The sequence below is a fragment of the Streptomyces sp. Wb2n-11 genome (genome assembly GCF_001049855.1).
GTDB classification, from domain to species: domain Bacteria; phylum Actinomycetota; class Actinomycetes; order Streptomycetales; family Streptomycetaceae; genus Streptomyces; species Streptomyces altiplanensis.
The window spans coordinates 2,045,083-2,062,605 of sequence record NZ_CVPB01000001.1 but is presented as its reverse complement, the minus strand read 5'-3'; the positions used below and the strand labels follow the sequence as shown (position 1 = coordinate 2,062,605).

Genomic DNA, 17,523 nt, shown 5'->3' with positions numbered 1-17,523 from the left:
GGTTCCGTCTACCCTGGGAGAGCTATGACTGAGACCCCGCGCCGCCTCCGTGTCCTCGCCGCCATGTCCGGCGGGGTCGACTCCGCCGTTGCCGCCGCCCGAGCCGCCGAGGCCGGGCACGACGTGACCGGCGTACACCTCGCCCTGTCCGCCAACCCGCAGTCGTTCCGCACCGGCGCGCGCGGCTGCTGCACCATCGAGGACTCGCGCGACGCGCGCCGGGCCGCCGACGTCATCGGCATCCCGTTCTACGTCTGGGACCTCGCCGAGCGCTTCCGCGAGGACGTCGTCGAGGACTTCGTCGCCGAGTACGAGGCGGGGCGCACCCCCAACCCCTGCCTGCGCTGCAACGAGAAGATCAAGTTCGCGGCGCTGCTCGACAAGGCGCTCGCGCTCGGCTTCGACGCGGTGGCCACCGGCCACTACGCGACCGTCGTACTGAACGAGGACGGCAGCCGCGAGCTCCACCGCGCCTCCGACATGGCCAAGGACCAGTCGTACGTCCTCGGGGTCCTCGACGAGCGGCAGCTGGCGCACGCGATGTTCCCGCTCGGCGACACCCTCACCACCAAGGACGAGATCCGCGCGGAGGCCGAGCGCCGGGGCCTGGCGGTCGCGAAGAAGCCCGACAGCCACGACATCTGCTTCATCGCGGACGGCGACACCCAGGGCTTCCTGGCGAACCGCCTCGGCTCGGCCGAGGGCGACATCGTCGACGAGTCGGGCACCAAGGTCGGCACTCACGAGGGCGCCTTCGGCTTCACCATCGGCCAGCGCAAGGGCCTGCGCATCGGCCACCCCGCCCCCGACGGCAAGCCGCGCTACGTCCTGGACATCTCCCCGGTGAACAACACGGTGACGGTGGGCCCGGTCGAGGCCCTCGACGTCACCGCCCTCACGGCCATCAGGCCCCGCTGGTGCGGCACGGCCCCGGCCGGCAGCGGCACGTACACGGCCCAGCTGCGCGCGCACGGCGACGAGACCGAGGTCACCGCGGAGCTGGTCGACGGCGAGCTGCGCGTCACCTTCGCCGAGCCGGTGCGCGGCGTCGCACCCGGCCAGGCGATCGTGCTGTACGACGGCACGCGCGTGGTCGGCTCGGCGACCATCGCGACGACGGCGCGGGCGACGGCCCTGGCCTGAGCGGCGGCTCCGGCCTCTCCGGCGGCAGGGGAGCGAGGAGCAGGGGGCCCGGGGCGGAGTCCTCCACGCCGTCACGCCGCGAAGAACTCCCGCAGTACCGGCGCCAGCACCTGCGGTGCGACGTCGTGGACCTGACCCGTCAGTGTGCGGTGGCGGCCGCACCGCACCGCTCCCGCCACCTGACGGGCCGCCTCGCGCATCACGTACGGGCTCGCCCCGCCGTCGACGACGAGCACCGGCGCCCTGACGGACGCCAGCCGCCCGGCCGGCACCGTGCCGTCGCCCGTCACCGCGTCGTCGTACGCCAGAGTCGGCGCCACCGCCTCCAGCTCCGGCCACATCGGCGCCCTGCGCACCTGCGCGACGACCTCGGGCGGCATGCCGACCACCGACAGGAAGAGCTCGGCGGCGCCCCCGCGGTCCCCCGCCGAAAGCAGTGCGCGAAGCCGCGCCGCGTACCGCGCCTTCGCGATCCTGTCCTCCGGCCCGACGACGGTGAAGGGGGGTTCGTACACCGCGATCCGGTCGAACGGCACGCCGCTCGCCGCCGCCTCCAGGACCAGGGCCCCGCCCGACGACATGCCGTACACCGACACGGGTCCGCGCTGCTCCTCGACGAGGGCCGCCAGATCCTCGACCTCGCGCGCGACCGCGTAGGGGGCGGTGTCGCCGCTGCCGCCACGACCGCGCCTGTCGTACGTGACCACCCTGAAGTGCGGCGCGAGCAACGCCGCCAGCGGCGCCTCGGCGGTGCCCGTGCTGAAGGCACCGCCCACCAGGATCAACGGCTCACCCCCGCCACGCACTTCATAGGCGAGGGGAGTCCCGTCACGCGAAATCACTTTGGTCATGAAGAGGGTGACCGGGCGGCTCACCGGAACTCATCGGTGCACGCGGAAAAACTTCCGCGGACCGCCCCGGCGTCCCGGTGCCGGAGGCGGCCCGTACTTTGGGGGGATGAACATCTGCGTCTTCCTCTCCGCCGCCGACCTCGACGAGCGCTACACGCGCCCCGCCCGCGAATTCGCCGAACTGATCGGCAAGGGCGGCCACACCCTGGTGTGGGGCGGTTCGGAAGCCGGTCTGATGAAGGTCGTCGCGGACGGTGTGCAGGAAGGGGGCGGGCGGCTCGTGGGCGTTTCGGTGGAGTTCCTGCGCGCCGCGGCGCGCAGGAACGCCGACGAGATGGTGATCGCCAAGGACCTCGCCGAGCGCAAGGCGCTGCTGCTCTCCAAGTCCGACGCGGTCGTCGTCATGGTCGGCGGCACCGGCACCCTGGACGAGGCCACCGAAATACTGGAGCTGAAGAAGCACGGCCTGCACACCAAGCCGGTGGTGCTGCTCAACACGGCGGGCTTCTACGATGGCCTCAAGCAGCAGTTCCAGCGGATGGACGAGGAGGGCTTCCTGCCCCTTCCCCTCACCGACCTGGTCTTCTTCGCCGAGGACGGCGTGGCGGCACTGGCCTACCTCGAGGCGGCGACATCAGCGGCTGCCGCCGAGGGCGCCGGGGTGCGGTGATGCGAGCATGGGCCCTATGGCTACACATGTGATCACCGGAGCGGGCTCGGGCATCGGCGCCGCCGTCGCCCGCCGCCTGCACGAGCGCGGCGACGACGTCGTCCTGATGGCCCGCGACGCGGGCCGCGCCAAGCAGCTCGCGGAGGGCCTCCCCGGCGCCCGTACGCTCGTCGGCGACCTCTCCAACCCCGACCGGCTCTCCTGGGCGTTCTCCCACCAGCCGATGCCGGAGCGGGTGGACTCGCTCCTGCACATCGCGGGCGTCGTCGACCTCGGCGGGATCGGCGACCTCGGCACCCGCGCCTGGCACAGTCAGCTGAACGTGAACCTGATCTCCCCGGCCGAGCTGACCCGGCTCTTCCTGCCCCAACTCCGGCTCGACAAGGGCCACGTGGTCTTCGTCAACTCGGGCGCGGGCCTCGCCGCGCACGCCCAGTGGGGTGCGTACGCCGCGAGCAAGCACGGCCTGAAGGCCCTCGCCGACGCGCTGCGCCACGAGGAGCACGACAACGGCGTGCGCGTCACCTCGGTCTATCCGGGACGCACCGCGAGCGCCATGCAGGAGAGGGTCCACCACCAGGAGGGCAAGGAGTACGACCCCTCGCGGTGGATCGACCCCGAGTCGGTCGCGACGACGATCCTCATGGCACTCGACCTGCCGCGCGACGCGGAGGTCAACGACCTGACGGTGCGGCCGGGCCGATGAGCGGGACCACCGACCACACGGACGCGTACGCGTGGGGCCCGGCGACCGGCGTCGGTTCGATGCCCGGCGGGGACGCCCGGGAGGCCGCGAAGACCGTCACGGGCAGCTTCGAGGACTTCCCGCACCTGGCGGAGCTGCCCGCGCGCGGCCCCGGGGCCGACATGATCGGGCGGACCGCCGGGATGCTCGTCGAGATGTACGTCCACCTCGAACCCAGCGGCTGGCGGTTCAGCGACCGGCCGGGGCGCGACACACGGCGGGCGCGGTCCTGGCTCGGGGAGGACCTCGACGCGCTGGAGGAGTTCACGCAGGGGTACACGGGGCCGCTCAAGGTGCAGGCCGTCGGCCCGTGGACGCTGGCGGCGGGGCTGGAGCTGCGCGGCGGCGAGGCGGCCCTGGGCGACCCGGGCGCGGTCCGGGACCTCACGGAATCGCTGGCCGAGGGGGTGCGGGCACACCTGACGGAGGTGCGGCGGCGGGTGCCGGGCGCCCAGGTGGTGCTCCAGCTCGACGAGCCGTCGCTGACGGCCGTACTGCGCGGGCAGGTCAGGACCGCGAGCGGGTACCGGACGTACCGGGCGGTGGATCGCCAGGTCGTCGAGGGGACGCTGCGGGACGTGACCGGGGCCGCCGGGGGCCCGTGGTGGTCCACTCCTGCGCGCCGGACGTACCGTTCGCCCTGCTGCGCCGGGCCGGCGCCGCCGGGGTCTCGTTCGACTTCTCGCTGCTCACCGAGCGTGACGAGGAGGCGATCGGCGAGGCGGTGGAAGGCGGTACGCGGCTGTTCGCCGGAATCGTGCCGGGCACCGACACCGCGTTGTCGGACCCGGCCGGTAGCGTCATGGGTGTCAGGACGCTGTGGCGCAGGCTGGGGCTGAATCCGGGGACTCTTGCCGAGTCCCTGGTGATCACTCCGTCGTGCGGGCTCGCGGGGGCTTCTCCCGCGTATGCGCGCGCGGCGCTCGCGCACTGCGCCCGGGCGGCGAGATCACTCGCGGACAACCCTGAGTGACGGGCATCGGGAACGGAAGGACAAGACGGTGGCTGGCGAACAGCACGCGGCGGCGGTACCCGCAGAGGCACGGGAGCGGCACGCACACCTCGCCGAGCAGATCGAGGAGCACCGCTTCCGGTACTACGTGAAGGACCAGCCGGTCGTCAGCGACGCCGCGTTCGACAAGCTGCTGCGGACGCTGGAGGCGCTGGAGGACGAGTATCCGGAGCTGCGTACGCCCGACTCGCCGACCCAGAAGGTCGCGGGGGCGTACGCGACGGAGTTCACGGCGGTCCAGCACCGCGAGCGCATGCTCTCCCTCGACAACGCCTTCGACGACGAGGAGCTCACGGCCTGGGGCGAGCGCGTGGCGGCCGAGCTGGGCGCCGTGCCGTACCACCTGCTGTGCGAGCTGAAGGTGGACGGCCTCGCGGTCAACCTGACGTACGAGAAGGGGCGGCTGACCCGGGCCGCGACCCGGGGCGACGGGCGCACGGGCGAGGACATCACGCCCAACGTCCGTACGATCGCGGGCGTTCCGGAGCGGCTGAGGGGCGACCGTGTCCCGGACCTGGTCGAGATCCGCGGCGAGGTCTACTTCCCGATGGAGAAGTTCCAGGAGCTGAACGCGCGGCTGGTGGCGGCGCAGGACAAGCCCTTCGCCAACCCGCGCAACGCGGCGGCGGGTTCGCTGCGGCAGAAGGACCCCAAGGTCACCGCGGGCCGTCCGCTGCACATGGTGGTGCACGGCATCGGGGCCCGTGAGGGCTTCGACATCGACCGCCTGTCGCAGGCGTACGAGCTGCTGCGCGAATGGGGCCTGCCGGTCGCGCGGCACAACAAGGTCGTCAAGGACCTCGCGGGCGTACGGGAGTTCGTCGCGTACTTCGGCGAGAACCGGCACTCCGTGGAGCACGAGATCGACGGCGTCGTCGTCAAGCTCGACGAGATCCGGCTCCAGGGGCGGCTCGGCTCGACCTCGCGGGCGCCGCGCTGGGCCATCGCCTGGAAGTACGCGCCGGAGGAGGTCAACACCAAGCTGGTCGACATCCGCGTCGGCGTGGGGCGTACGGGCCGTGTGACGCCGTACGCCCAGGTGGAGCCGGTCACGGTCGCCGGTTCCGAGGTCGAGTTCGCCACCCTGCACAACCAGGAAGTGGTGAAGGCCAAGGGTGTGCGCATCGGGGACACGGTGGTGCTGCGCAAGGCGGGGGACGTCATCCCCGAAATCCTGGGGCCCGTGGTCGACCTGCGGGACGGCAGCGAGCGGGAGTTCGTGATGCCGTCCCAGTGCCCCGAGTGCGGTACGCCGCTGAAGGCCATGAAGGAGGGCGACATCGACCTCCGCTGCCCCAACGCCCGTTCCTGCCCGGCGCAGTTGCGGGAGCGGCTGTTCTACCTGGCCGGCCGCAAGTGCCTGGACATCGAGAACTTCGGGTACGTCGCGGCGGCCGCGCTCACCCGGCCGCTGGAGCCGGCCGAGCCGCCGCTGCGCGACGAGGGCGACCTCTTCGACCTGAGGGTCGAGCAGCTGCTGCCCATCAAGTCGTATGTCCTGGACCAGGATTCGGGTCTTCCCAAGCGGGACCCGAAGACGGGCGAGGAGAAGATAGTGACGTTCTTCGCCAACCAGGAGGGCGAGCCGAAGAAGAACACCCTCGCCATGCTGAAGAACATCGAGGCGGCGAAGGAGCGGCCGCTGGCCCGGATCATCACCGGGCTCTCCGTCCGCCACGTGGGACCGGTCGCGGCGGAGGCGCTGGCCCGTGAGTTCCGCTCGCTGGAGCGGATCGAGCAGGCGACACAGGAGGAACTGGCCGCCGTGGAGGGCGTCGGACCCACCATCGCCGCCTCGCTCAAACAGTGGTTCGAAGAGGACTGGCACCGGGAGATCCTGCGCAAGTGGCGGGCGGCCGGGGTACGGATGGAGGAGGAGGGCGCCGGCGAGGACCAGGGGCCCCGCCCGCTGGAGGGCCTCACGGTCGTGGTGACCGGGACCCTGCAGAACCACACGCGGGATGGCGCAAAAGAGGCGCTCCAGAGCCTCGGCGCGAAAGTGACGGGATCTGTCTCGAAGAAGACCGGGTTCGTGGTGGTCGGTGACAGCCCCGGCTCGAAGTACGACAAGGCCATGCAGTTGAAGGTGCCGGTCCTCGACGAAGAGGGATTCGCCGTCCTTTTGGCCCAGGGTCCGGAAGCGGCCCGTGAAGCAGCTGTGCCCGTCGAGGAGTAGGCGCGGCGCCGGGCGGGGAAAGGGCCGGTGAGAGGGGAAGAACCGCAGCCGGGATCACCCGTTCGGCGCATAGCAGACGGACAAGGGCGGCTGGGTCGCATTCGGGCAACAGCGGTGGACCGCTGCCCGCGAGAGCCTTCTGCGGCCTAGTGTTGAGACGTGCGCCTGTCGTGCGCGGCTGCGACGAGGTGTCCCCTGCTCGTGAAGTGCTCAGGAAGGGCTTGGGGAAGGGCTTTTGTCGTGGTGGCATGACAACGGGGCCATACGTGGCACGGGCACCGCCGGCTGTGAGAGGGACGCAATGAAACAGACCGAGAGCGCCGACCCGGCCTCACGGCTGCGGCGGTGGGCAGGCGCCCCGAGGGTGCTGCCCGCCGCCGTCGTGACACTGGCCGCCCTCGTCCTTGCCACCGGGGTCTTCGGCGCCGTGACGGGAGACCGCGCGCTGTTCCCCGGCGGCGACGTGGGCTGGTCCCTCGCGCTGCTCACCGGAGTCATCGTCGGCCACCTGGTCGCCCTCGGCCGCGACCGGTGGTGGGGCGGCACGGGCTCCGGTGCCGCGCTCACCCTCGCCGTCCTGCTGCTGTACGGCTGGGTGCCCGCCGGGCTGGTCAGCCTGGCCGTGGTGGTGCTGGTCGGCATGGCCCGCAGGCACCGCTGGCGGCAGGGGCTGCTGCACGGCGCGGTGGACATCCTGGGCATAGGCGCCGCGGCGCTCGTGCTGGCCGTGTTCGGCGACGTACCGACCGTCGAGAGGCCCTGGAATCCGCTGGAGTGGGGGATGGGGGCGGTCCCGGAGGTCGCCCTGGCCGCCCTGGCGTATCTCGCCCTCACGCGCGTCCTGCTCTGGTACGCGCTGGCGCCGAGGAGCGGGCGGCTGCCGTCGGTCGCCCGGACGGCCCTGTACCGGCAGGGGCTCGTCGCGGTCGCCCTGCTCGGCATCGCACCGCTGATCTGTGTGATCGCGGTGGCGCTGCCCGTTCTGCTGCCGCTGTTCGCCGTACCGCTGATCGCCCTGGACTCCACCCTGTGGATAGCCAGGGCGAGGGCGGAGGAGCAGTTACGGGACCCGCTGACCGGACTGCCCAACCGGCAGTGGCTGCTGGAGCGGACCTGGCCCGCGCTGGAGGAGGCCGAGAACACCGGCACCAGAACCGCTCTCGTCCTGATAGACCTCGACCGCTTCAGGGCGGTCAACGACACGCTCGGCCATCTGGCGGGCGACCGGCTGCTGCTGCAGATAGCCGACAGGCTGCGGCTGGCGCTGCCGCGCGGGGCGGAGGCCGCGCGGCTCGGCGGCGACGAGTTCGCGGTCCTGCTCCCGACCGCCGATTCGACGACCAGCGCGCAGCGCGTCGCCAGGCACCTGGTGGCCGAGCTCTCCTCGCCGCTCGATCTGGACGGACTGACGCTCGTTCTGGAGGCCAGTGCGGGGGTCGCCGTCTTCCCCGACCACGCGCTGGACGCGGAAGGGCTGCTGCGCCGGGCCGACGTGGCGATGTACCAGGCCAAGCGGGACCGTACGGGCGTCGAGGTCTACGAGTCCAAGCGCGACAGCAACACACCCGACCGGCTCGGCCTGCTGGGCGACCTGCGGCGCGCGCTGGACGCGAGCGAGGTCGAGCTCCACTACCAGCCGAAGGTCCGCTTCGACGGGCAGGTGGCCGGCCTCGAAGCGCTGGTCCGATGGGTGCACCCGGAGCGGGGGCGGGTCCCCCCGGACGAGTTCATCGCCATCGCGGAGTCTTCGGGCCTGATGCCGCACCTGACGGAGTACGTCCTGGAGACCGCGCTCGCGCAGGTCGCGCGCTGGCGGAAGCAGGGGCTGAACACCCCGGTGGCGGTGAACGTGTCGCCGCGCGACGTGCACACGCCCGGGTTCGCCGGCGCGGTGGCGGCGCGGCTGGCCCGGCACGGTGTCCCCGCCGGCTCCCTCCAGCTGGAGATAACGGAGCACGTGCTGCTGGAGGATCCGCAGCGGGCGGCCGACACGCTGGCCGGGCTGACCGGGCACGGCGTGAAGATGTCCCTGGACGACTTCGGTACGGGCTACTCCTCCCTGGTCCACCTTCGCCGGCTCCCGGTGAGCGAGCTCAAGATCGACCGGTCGTTCGTGGCCCGGCTCGCGGTCGACAACGAGGACGCCGAGATCGTCCGCTGCACGGTCGACCTGGCGCACTCGCTGGGCCTGCTGGTGGTGGCGGAGGGCGTCGAGGACGACGAGACGTGGGAGCGGCTGCGGGACCTGGGCTGCGACGCGGTGCAGGGCTGGCTGGTGGCGGCGGCGATGCCGCCGGACGAGGCGACGGCGTGGCTGCTGGCGCGCGGCGAGCGGGGCTGGCACCGGCAGGTGGACCTGGACAGGATCGCCGCGGCGACGGCGGCCCTGGAAGAGGCGGACCACCCGTCCCCCTCCCCGTCCGGCCAGCCGGTGCAGTAGGCCCCGGAGCCACTCGCGGGGCGGCCGCGGGACATCCGCACGGCTCCGTACGGGCTCCGGGCGAGCCCCGCACGGCATCCGCAGGGAATCCGTTTCGTGGGCAGGGGCCCGCGACCCATAGGATTGGGCCAAAACCCACACACTCACCCCTGAGGATCGCTGCATGCCTGGCATCACGCGCGAGGAGGTCGCCCACCTCGCACGGCTGGCGCGTCTGGAGCTGAAGGGCGAAGAACTCGATCACTTCGCCGGTCAGCTCGACGACATCATCGGCGCGGTCGCCCGCGTCTCCGAGGTCGCCGACCAAGACGTACCGCCGACCTCCCACCCGCTGCCGCTGACCAACGTCATGCGCGCGGACGAGGTCCGTCCGTCGCTCACCCCGGAGCAGGCCCTCTCCGGTGCCCCCGCCCAGGAGCAGCAGCGTTTCAAGGTGCCGCAGATCCTGGGGGAGGACTAAACAGTCATGACGGACCACACGCACATCATCAAGCTCACCGCAGCCGAGACCGCATCGAAGATCGCTTCGGGCGAGCTCACGGCCGTCGAGGTGACCGAGGCCCACCTGGCCCGTATCGACGCCGTCGACGAGAAGGTGAACGCCTTCCTGCACGTCGACCGCGAGGGGGCCCTGGCCCAGGCGCGCGCCGTCGACGCGAAGCGGGAGAACGGCGAGAAGCTCGGCCCGCTGGCCGGCGTGCCGCTCGCGCTCAAGGACATCTTCACCACCGAGGGCGTTCCGACCACGGTCGGTTCGAAGATCCTCGAAGGCTGGATCCCGCCGTACGACGCCACGCTGACCAGGAAGCTCAAGGCGGCCGGCGTCGTCATCCTCGGCAAGACCAACATGGACGAGTTCGCCATGGGGTCCTCCACCGAGAACAGCGCGTACGGCCCGACCGGCAACCCCTGGGACCTGACCAAGATCCCCGGCGGCTCCGGAGGCGGCTCCGCCGCCGCCCTCGCGTCGTACGAGGCGCCACTGGCCATCGGCACGGACACCGGCGGCTCCATCCGCCAGCCCGCGGCCGTCACCGGCACCGTCGGCGTCAAGCCGACGTACGGCGGCGTCTCCCGCTACGGCATGGTCGCGTTCTCGTCCTCCCTCGACCAGGGCGGCCCCTGCGCCCGTACGGTCCTGGACGCCGCGCTCCTGCACGAGGTCATCGCCGGGCACGACCCGCTCGACTCGACCTCCATCGACGCCCCGGTCCCGCCGGTCGTCGAGGCCGCCCGGAGCGGCTCCGTCGCCGGTCTGCGCGTCGGCGTCGTCAAGCAGTTCCGCGGCGAGGGCTACCAGGCCGGTGTCCTCCAGCGCTTCGACGAGTCCGTCGAGCTGATGCGCGGGCTCGGCGCCGAGATCGTGGAACTGGACTGCCCGTCCTTCGACCTCGCCCTCTCCGCGTACTACCTCATCGCCCCCTCCGAGGCGTCCTCCAACCTGGCCCGCTTCGACGCCATGCGCTACGGCCTGCGGGTCGGCGACGACGGCACGAAGTCCGCCGAGGAGGTCACCGCCCTCACCCGTGAGGCCGGCTTCGGCGACGAGGTCAAGCGCCGGATCATCCTCGGTACGTACGCGCTCAGCTCCGGCTACTACGACGCGTACTACGGATCCGCCCAGAAGGTCCGCACGCTCATCACGCAGGACTTCGAGAAGGCCTTCGAGAAGGTCGACGTGATCGTCTCGCCGACCACGCCCACCACCGCCTTCCCGATCGGCGAGCGCGCCGACGACCCGATGGCGATGTACCTCGCGGACCTGTGCACGATCCCGACCAACCTGGCCGGCAACGCCGCCATGTCGCTGCCCTGCGGCCTCGCGCCCGAGGACGGCATGCCGGTCGGCCTGCAGATCATCGCCCCGGCCATGAAGGACGACCGTCTCTACAAGGTCGGCGCCGCCGTCGAGACGGCCTTCGTGGAAAAGTGGGGCCACCCGCTGCTCGAGGAGGCACCGTCGCTGTGAGTGCAATGACCAAGGCCAAGGGCTTCAAGAAGTCCAAGACCGGTTTGTATCTGTCGATCGGCACGACGGCCTTCGGCGCGCTCGGAGTGCTCAAGCAGGCCAAGCAGGCCCGCTTCGAGAACGACACGCTCCGGCTCGTCGACGCCGTTTTCTCCGCTGCCGCCATCGCCACCGGTGTCGCTCTGCTCTACCGCGAGCTGAAGCGCCTCGGCGACGACGACGTTCTGCTGGGCTGAGAGGGAAAGTTTCACCGTGACCGTCACTGAACTGGTGTCGTACGAGGACGCCCTCGCGTCCTACGACCCCGTCATGGGCCTGGAGGTCCATGTCGAGCTCGGCACAAAGACGAAGATGTTCTGCGGCTGCTCCACGGAGCTGGGCGCGGACGCCAACTCGCAGACCTGCCCCACCTGCCTGGGTCTGCCCGGCTCGCTCCCGGTCGTCAACGCGATCGGCGTCGAGTCGGCCGTCAAGATCGGCCTCGCGCTCAACTGCGAGATCGCCGAGTGGTGCCGCTTCGCCCGGAAGAACTACTTCTATCCGGACATGCCGAAGAACTTCCAGACCTCCCAGTACGACGAGCCGATCGCCTTCAACGGCTACCTGGACGTCCAGCTGGAGGACGGCGAGATCTTCCGGGTGCAGATCGAGCGCGCCCACATGGAGGAAGACACCGGCAAGTCGCTGCACGTCGGCGGCGCGACAGGCCGTATCCACGGCGCGTCCCACTCCCTGCTGGACTACAACCGGGCCGGCATCCCGCTCATCGAGATCGTCACCAAGCCGATCGAGGGCGCGGGCGAGCGCGCCCCCGAGGTCGCGAAGGCGTACGTCGCCGAGCTCCGCGAGCTCATCAAGGCGCTCGGCGTCTCCGAGGCGCGCATGGAGCAGGGCCAGATGCGCTGCGACGTGAACCTCTCGCTGCGGCCGCACGGCCGCGAGGAGTTCGGTACGCGCTCCGAGACGAAGAACGTCAACTCGCTGCGCTCGGTCGAGCGCGCCGCCCGCTTCGAGATCCAGCGGCACGCCGCGGTGCTCTCCTCCGGCGGCACGATCGTGCAGGAGACCCGGCACTTCCACGAGGAGGACGGCTCCACCACGGCCGGCCGCATCAAGGACAACGCCGAGGACTACCGGTACTTCCCGGAGCCCGACCTGGTCCCCGTGGCCCCCTCCCGCGAGTGGGTCGAGGAGCTCCGCGAGGGGCTGCCCGAGCTGCCGCGGGTACGCCGCAACCGCCTCCGTGAGGAGTGGGGCGTCAGCGAGCACGACATGCAGTCGATCCTGAACGCCGGCGCCATCGACCCGATCGTCGCCACGATCGAGGCCGGCGCGGACGCCGCCTCGGCGCGCAAGTGGTGGATGGGCGAGCTGGCCCGCAACGCCAACGAGTCGGGCCGCGACCTCGCGTCGCTGCCGATCACGCCCGAGCAGGTCGCCCGCGTCACCGCCCTGGTGAAGGAGGGCTCGCTCAACGACAAGCTGGCCCGCCAGGTCATCGAGGGCGTCCTCGCGGGCGAGGGCGGCCCGGACGACGTCGTCGAGAAGCGCGGCCTGAAGGTCGTCTCGGACGAGGGCGCGCTGTCCACGGCCGTGGACGAGGCGATCGCCGCCAACGCCGGGATCGCGGACAAGATCCGCAGCGGCAAGGTCGCGGCGGCCGGCGCCCTGGTCGGCGCGGTCATGAAGGCCACCCGGGGCCAGGCGGACGCGGCGCGCGTGCGTGAGCTGGTTCTTGAGCGGCTTGCCCCGAAGGAATAACGGAGCACAGCCTGGAGAAGCCGGGCGTCGAGGGCTGACGTTCCCGGCCCGTACGCAGGTGAGAAGGGGCGGCGCACCGGTGAGGACCGGTGCGCCGCCCCTTCCGCGCGCCCGCGCCCGGCCGGTGGCGCGGCCGGGCGCCGAGGACGTTCACCGGTGCGCCGTCCGCAGGCCTTCCTTCCGCCACGGAAGGTGATTAGCGTCCCCGCCGTCACACCTGACTCGGGAGGATCAATTGGCCACTGACATTTCACGGCGACGGCTGTTCGCACTCGGCGGAGGCGCGCTCGGCGCGGCCGCCGCGGGGTCCGTGCTGCCTCCGTCGCTCCAGGCCGCGCTGGCCGCGGAGCCGCCGTCCGGCGGGCTGAGCGCCGTCCGGCACGTGGTCGTCCTGATGCAGGAGAACCGGTCCTTCGACCACTACTTCGGGACCCTGCGCGGGGTACGGGGCTTCGGCGACCGCAACGCCGTGGAGCTCCCGTCGGGGAAGCCGGTCTTCGAGCAGCCCGGGCCGCTGCGCACCGTCCTGCCCTTCCCCGTACGGGACGCGGCCGAGGCGCAGAAGAAGGACCTCCAGTACATAGGCGACCTCGACCACTCCTGGGGCGGCGGCGCCAAGGCCTGGAACCAGGGCTGGATGGACGGCTGGGTGTCGGCCAAGACCGGCGCCACCATGGCGTACTACGACCGCCGCGACCTGCCGATGCACTACGAGCTCGCGGACACGTTCACCATCTGCGACGCCTACCACTCGTCGATCCACACGTCCACGAGCCCGAACCGCAACCACCTGTGGAGCGGCTGGACCGGTTTCGAGGCCGACGGCAGCCGGGCCGTCACCAACGCGGCGTACGCCGAGGGCAGCCATCCCGGCTACCCGTGGCCGACGTACGCGGAGCGGCTGGAGAAGGCGGGCCGCAGCTGGAAGACGTACACGGAGTGGGAGAACTTCACCGACAACAACATCGAGTTCTTCACGACCTTCAAGAAGATCGCCCGCAAGGCGCTCGCGAAGGCCCCCGGCGGCTTCACCTACATGGAGGCCTTCTACGCCAAGGTCCGCGACACGGACGACACCGCCGAGCGCGAGCGGCTGCTCGCCGCACTGGACGAGGGCGTGGCCACACTGAGCGGCGAGGAGCGCTCGCTCTTCGAGCGCGGACTGCGGCGCGTCGAGACGGGCGGGCTCGCCGGTCACTTCCGGGCCGACGTGGCGGCGGGCAGGCTGCCCGAGGTGTCGTACCTGGTGCCCTCGGCGGTCGACTCCGAGCACCCCGGCTCCTCGTCGCCGGTCGCCAGCGCCTCGCTCGTCTACCAGGTGCTGGACGCGCTCGCCTCGCACCCGGACGTCTGGCGGCACACCGTCGTGCTGATCAACTACGACGAGAACGACGGCTTCTTCGATCACGTCCCGCCGCCCGTCCCGCCCGCGGACAACACCGACGAGCGGTGGCAGGGCCGCCCGACCGGGCTCGGCATCCGGGTCCCGATGCTGGTGGTCTCGCCGTGGACCGTCGGCGGGTACGTCTGCTCCGAGGTCTTCGACCACACCTCCGTGATCCGCTTCCTGGAGCGGTGGACGGGCGTCGAGGAGCCCAACATCACGCCCTGGCGCCGGACCGTCACCGGCGACCTGACCTCCGCGTTCGACTTCAAGCGCGGACGCCGGCAGCCCGAGGTGGAGCGGCCGGGGGCGATTCCGCCGTTCACGGGGCGCTGGCGGCCCGTGCCCCCGCTGGAGCAGCACATGCCCGCGCAGGAGGAGGGGACGCGCCCCGCGCGCCCGCTGCCGTACCAGCCGGACGCCCACGGCAAGGCCGAGGGCGGCGTCTTCAAGGTCACGCTCAGCAACACGGGGCGCGCGAGCGCGCACTTCGCCCTCTACCCGTACGCCGGTGAGTTCGCCGTCCCGCAGCACCGGGACGTAAAGGGCACGGCGCGGTGGGACGTCCCCCTCGCCAAGGACGCCTACCGCTTCACGATCACCGGGCCGAACGGCTTCCGCCGCGAGTTCGCCGGTACGGAGGCGGGCGCCGCCGAGGTCTCCTCGTACCTCGACGCACGCGACCGTGATCTGCATCTCACCCTCGTCAACCGGGGCGGGGAGCCGCTGACCTTCACCGTGCGGACGCTCGCGTACGCCGACGAGGCCGACCTCGACGAGAGGCGTCCCCGCGAGGTCACGGTGAAGCCGGGCCGCAGCCGCACCGTGGTGCACTCGGCCGCCGACGCGCACGGCTGGTACGACCTGGACATCACCGTTACGGGTGATGACGCTTTCCGCAGGCGCCTCATGGGGCACATCGAGAACGGGCGTGCGAGCGTTTCGGGCTGAAGCGCCGGGTGGTGCGCGGGAGCCCGGGGCCGCGGCCCGGCCTCCCGCGCGCGGCGTGCCGGCCGGCGCATGTGAGTAAGCACACGAAAGGGACAATTAATCAGTTTTAGGTGTCAGAGTGGCTGGGCGTAGGTCATGAGGTCTTTGCGGGCTGTTGTTCCCTGTGAAGAGCCACGAACCCCAGGGAGCCAGTCCGTTGGCAGCAATCGCACGGTGGTGCGTCAGGCACCGTTTCGCCGCAGTCCTGCTGTGGCTGCTCGCGCTCGGCACCGTGGCCGGAGCCGCAGGCGTCGCCGGTTCGGCCTACACCAACGACTACGAGGTGCCCGGCACCCCGTCGGGCCGCGCCACCGCCCTCCTGGACGCCGGATTCGACGGCGGGGGAGGTGACGGCAACACCGTCGTCTGGCACACCGCGGGCCGCACCACCGTCCAGGCCGCCGGAGTCGAGCAGTCGATGACGCGGACGCTCGACGCCATCGAGGAACTCCCCGGCGTCGCGACCGTCGTCAGCCCGTACGAGCGCGAGGGCGCGGGCCGGACCAGCGCCGACGGGCACACCGCCTACGCCACCGTCACCTTCGACGCGCAGGCCGACGACGTTCTCGAACGGCAGGCCAAGGCCGTCGTGGACACCGCCAGGGACGCGGAGACCGCCGAACTCCAGGTGGAGCTCGGCGGCAGCGCCGTCGCCCTCACCGAGACGTCGACCGGGCACGTCAGCGAGATCGTCGGGGTCGTGGTCGCGGCCGTCGTCCTCTTCGTCGCGTTCGGCTCGCTCGCCGCCAGCCTGCTGCCCATCGCCACCGCCCTGGTCAGCGTCGGCACCGCGTACGCGGGCACAGTGCTGCTCGGCCACGTCATGACGGTCGCCGACTTCGCGCCGATGCTCGGCATGCTGGTCGGGCTCGGCGTCGGCATCGACTACGCCCTGTTCATCGTCACCCGGCACCGCAGGGGACTGCGCCGCGGCCTGTCCGTCACCGAGGCGGCGGTGAACGCGGTCGCCACGACCGGCCGCGCGGTCGTCTTCGCGGGCGCCACCGTCTGCATCGCCCTCCTCGGCATGCTGATATTGCGGCTGTCCTTCCTCGACGGCGTCGCGATCGCCGCCTCGCTCACCGTCGTCCTCACCGTCGCCGCCTCGGTGACCCTGCTGCCCGCCCTGCTCTCCCTCATCGGCACGAGGGCGCTCAGCCGCCGCGAGCGCAGGCAGCTCGCTGAGCACGGCCCGCAGCCCGAACTTCCCACCGGCTTCGCCGCCCGCTGGTCCGCCTTCGTCGAGCGCCGGCCCAAGCTGCTGGGCGCCGTCGCCGCGGTCGTCATGCTGGTCCTCGCGCTGCCGACGCTCTCGCTCCGCCTGGGAACGTCCGACCAGGGCAACAACCCGGCGTCCACGACGACCCGCGCGGCGTACGACCTGCTCGCCGAAGGCTTCGGTCCCGGCAGCAACGGCCCGCTGACGCTCGTCACCGAAGTCGACGGCGCCGCCGACCGTGCCGCCATGGACGCCCTGGAAGGCACCGTGCGCGCCACCGAAGGCGTCGCGTCCGTCAGCCCGGTCACGTACAACGGCAGCGGCGACACGGCGGCCCTCACCGTGGTACCGCAGTCGTCGCCGCAGTCGCAGGACACCAGCGAACTCGTCGACCGGCTGCGCGACAGCGTCCTGCCCCAGGCCCAGCAGGGCACGTCGCTCGACGTGTACGTCGGCGGGGTGACCGCGAGCTACGACGACTTCGCCGAGGTCATCGTCGGCAAGCTGCCGCTCTTCGTAGGCTCCGTGATCGCGCTCGGCTGCGTCCTGCTGCTGCTCGCCTTCCGCAGCATCGGCATCCCGCTCAAGGCCGCGCTGATGAACGTGCTCGCCGTCGCCTCCTCCTTCGGAGTCGTCGTGGCCGTCTTCCAGTGGGGCTGGGGGAGCGAGCTGCTCGGCCTCGGCAGCGCGGGACCGATCGAGCCGTTCCTGCCGGTGATCATGGTGTCGGTGCTCTTCGGGCTCTCGATGGACTACCAGGTCTTCCTGGTCAGCCGGATGTACGAGGAGTGGCTGGAGACCGGCGACAACCGGCGGGCGGTGCGCGTCGGCCTCGCCGAGACCAGCCGCGTGATCAACTCCGCTGCCGTGATCATGATTTCGGTCTTCCTGGCCTTCGTGCTCAGCGGCGACCGCGTGATCGCGATGTTCGGCATCGCGCTGGCGGCGGCGGTCGCCCTGGACGCGTTCGTCCTCCGTACGCTCCTGGTGCCCGCTCTGATGCACATGCTGGGCGGCGCCAACTGGTGGCTGCCGCGCCGGCTCGACCGGTGGCTGCCGGGTATCAGCATCGAACCCCCCGAGCGCGGCGTCGCGCATGAAAGGATCGACGCACAGCGCACGGGCGAGTCGGAGGACTCCCAGCAGCTCGTGCCCTAGTCGGC

At 71.6% G+C, this 17,523-nt stretch carries 12 protein-coding genes and 1 pseudogene; 12 read left to right on the top strand and 1 reads right to left on the bottom strand.

Translation table 11 applies throughout. The annotated features are described in order from the left end of the window. Positions 1-24 precede the first annotated feature (24 nt). Positions 25-1,143: a tRNA 2-thiouridine(34) synthase MnmA gene (mnmA, locus tag BN1555_RS09055; RefSeq protein ID WP_093798889.1), complete on the top strand. Its 1,119-nt coding sequence runs from the start codon at positions 25-27 to the stop codon at positions 1,141-1,143. 71 nt (positions 1,144-1,214) lie between these two features. Here the strand turns inward: mnmA and BN1555_RS09050 are convergent, their stop codons facing one another. Then, complete coding sequence (locus BN1555_RS09050) at positions 1,215-1,994, bottom strand: alpha/beta fold hydrolase (RefSeq protein WP_093803287.1); 780 nt, start codon at positions 1,992-1,994, stop codon at positions 1,215-1,217. A 106-nt stretch (positions 1,995-2,100) separates the two neighbouring features. Between BN1555_RS09050 and BN1555_RS09045 the strand changes: the two genes are divergently transcribed. The 11 genes and pseudogenes from BN1555_RS09045 to BN1555_RS08995 all read left to right on the top strand — a co-directional run bounded on the left by BN1555_RS09045 (position 2,101) and on the right by BN1555_RS08995 (position 17,518). Continuing rightward, positions 2,101-2,664 carry an LOG family protein gene (locus BN1555_RS09045; protein WP_093798888.1) on the top strand — a complete coding sequence of 188 codons (564 nt, stop codon included), beginning with the start codon at positions 2,101-2,103 and terminating at the stop codon, positions 2,662-2,664. A gap of 16 nt (positions 2,665-2,680) precedes the next feature. After that, on the top strand, positions 2,681-3,370 hold the full coding sequence (locus tag BN1555_RS09040) for an SDR family oxidoreductase (protein WP_093798887.1): 690 nt from the start codon (positions 2,681-2,683) through the stop codon (positions 3,368-3,370). After that, positions 3,367-4,382 (top strand): annotated as a pseudogene (locus tag BN1555_RS09035) (methionine synthase). Before BN1555_RS09040 ends, BN1555_RS09035 begins: the two are co-directional and overlap by 4 nt. A gap of 28 nt (positions 4,383-4,410) precedes the next feature. Next, on the top strand, positions 4,411-6,597 hold the full coding sequence (gene ligA, locus BN1555_RS09030) for an NAD-dependent DNA ligase LigA (protein ID WP_255305946.1): 2,187 nt from the start codon (positions 4,411-4,413) through the stop codon (positions 6,595-6,597). Positions 6,598-6,898: 301 nt separating this feature from the next. Next, the gene (locus BN1555_RS09025) at positions 6,899-9,037 is read left to right on the top strand and encodes a putative bifunctional diguanylate cyclase/phosphodiesterase (RefSeq protein ID WP_093798885.1); all 2,139 of its coding nucleotides are present in this window, start codon (positions 6,899-6,901) and stop codon (positions 9,035-9,037) included. 163 nt (positions 9,038-9,200) lie between these two features. Continuing rightward, positions 9,201-9,497 (top strand): Asp-tRNA(Asn)/Glu-tRNA(Gln) amidotransferase subunit GatC, encoded by a 297-nt coding sequence (gene gatC / locus BN1555_RS09020; RefSeq protein ID WP_015036350.1) that lies wholly within the window; start codon positions 9,201-9,203, stop codon positions 9,495-9,497. A gap of 6 nt (positions 9,498-9,503) precedes the next feature. Beyond that, complete coding sequence (gene gatA, locus BN1555_RS09015; RefSeq protein ID WP_093798884.1) at positions 9,504-11,006, top strand: Asp-tRNA(Asn)/Glu-tRNA(Gln) amidotransferase subunit GatA; 1,503 nt, start codon at positions 9,504-9,506, stop codon at positions 11,004-11,006. A gap of 5 nt (positions 11,007-11,011) precedes the next feature. Further along, entirely contained in the window at positions 11,012-11,242 is a 231-nt protein-coding gene (locus BN1555_RS09010) for a hypothetical protein (RefSeq protein ID WP_093798883.1), read from the top strand. 16 nt (positions 11,243-11,258) lie between these two features. After that, complete coding sequence (gene gatB / locus BN1555_RS09005) at positions 11,259-12,767, top strand: Asp-tRNA(Asn)/Glu-tRNA(Gln) amidotransferase subunit GatB (RefSeq protein ID WP_093798882.1); 1,509 nt, start codon at positions 11,259-11,261, stop codon at positions 12,765-12,767. Between the two features lie 235 nt (positions 12,768-13,002). Next, positions 13,003-15,102 (top strand): phosphocholine-specific phospholipase C, encoded by a 2,100-nt coding sequence (locus tag BN1555_RS09000; protein ID WP_093798881.1) that lies wholly within the window; start codon positions 13,003-13,005, stop codon positions 15,100-15,102. 196 nt (positions 15,103-15,298) lie between these two features. Beyond that, on the top strand, positions 15,299-17,518 hold the full coding sequence (locus BN1555_RS08995) for an MMPL family transporter (RefSeq protein WP_093798880.1): 2,220 nt from the start codon (positions 15,299-15,301) through the stop codon (positions 17,516-17,518). Positions 17,519-17,523 lie beyond the last annotated feature (5 nt).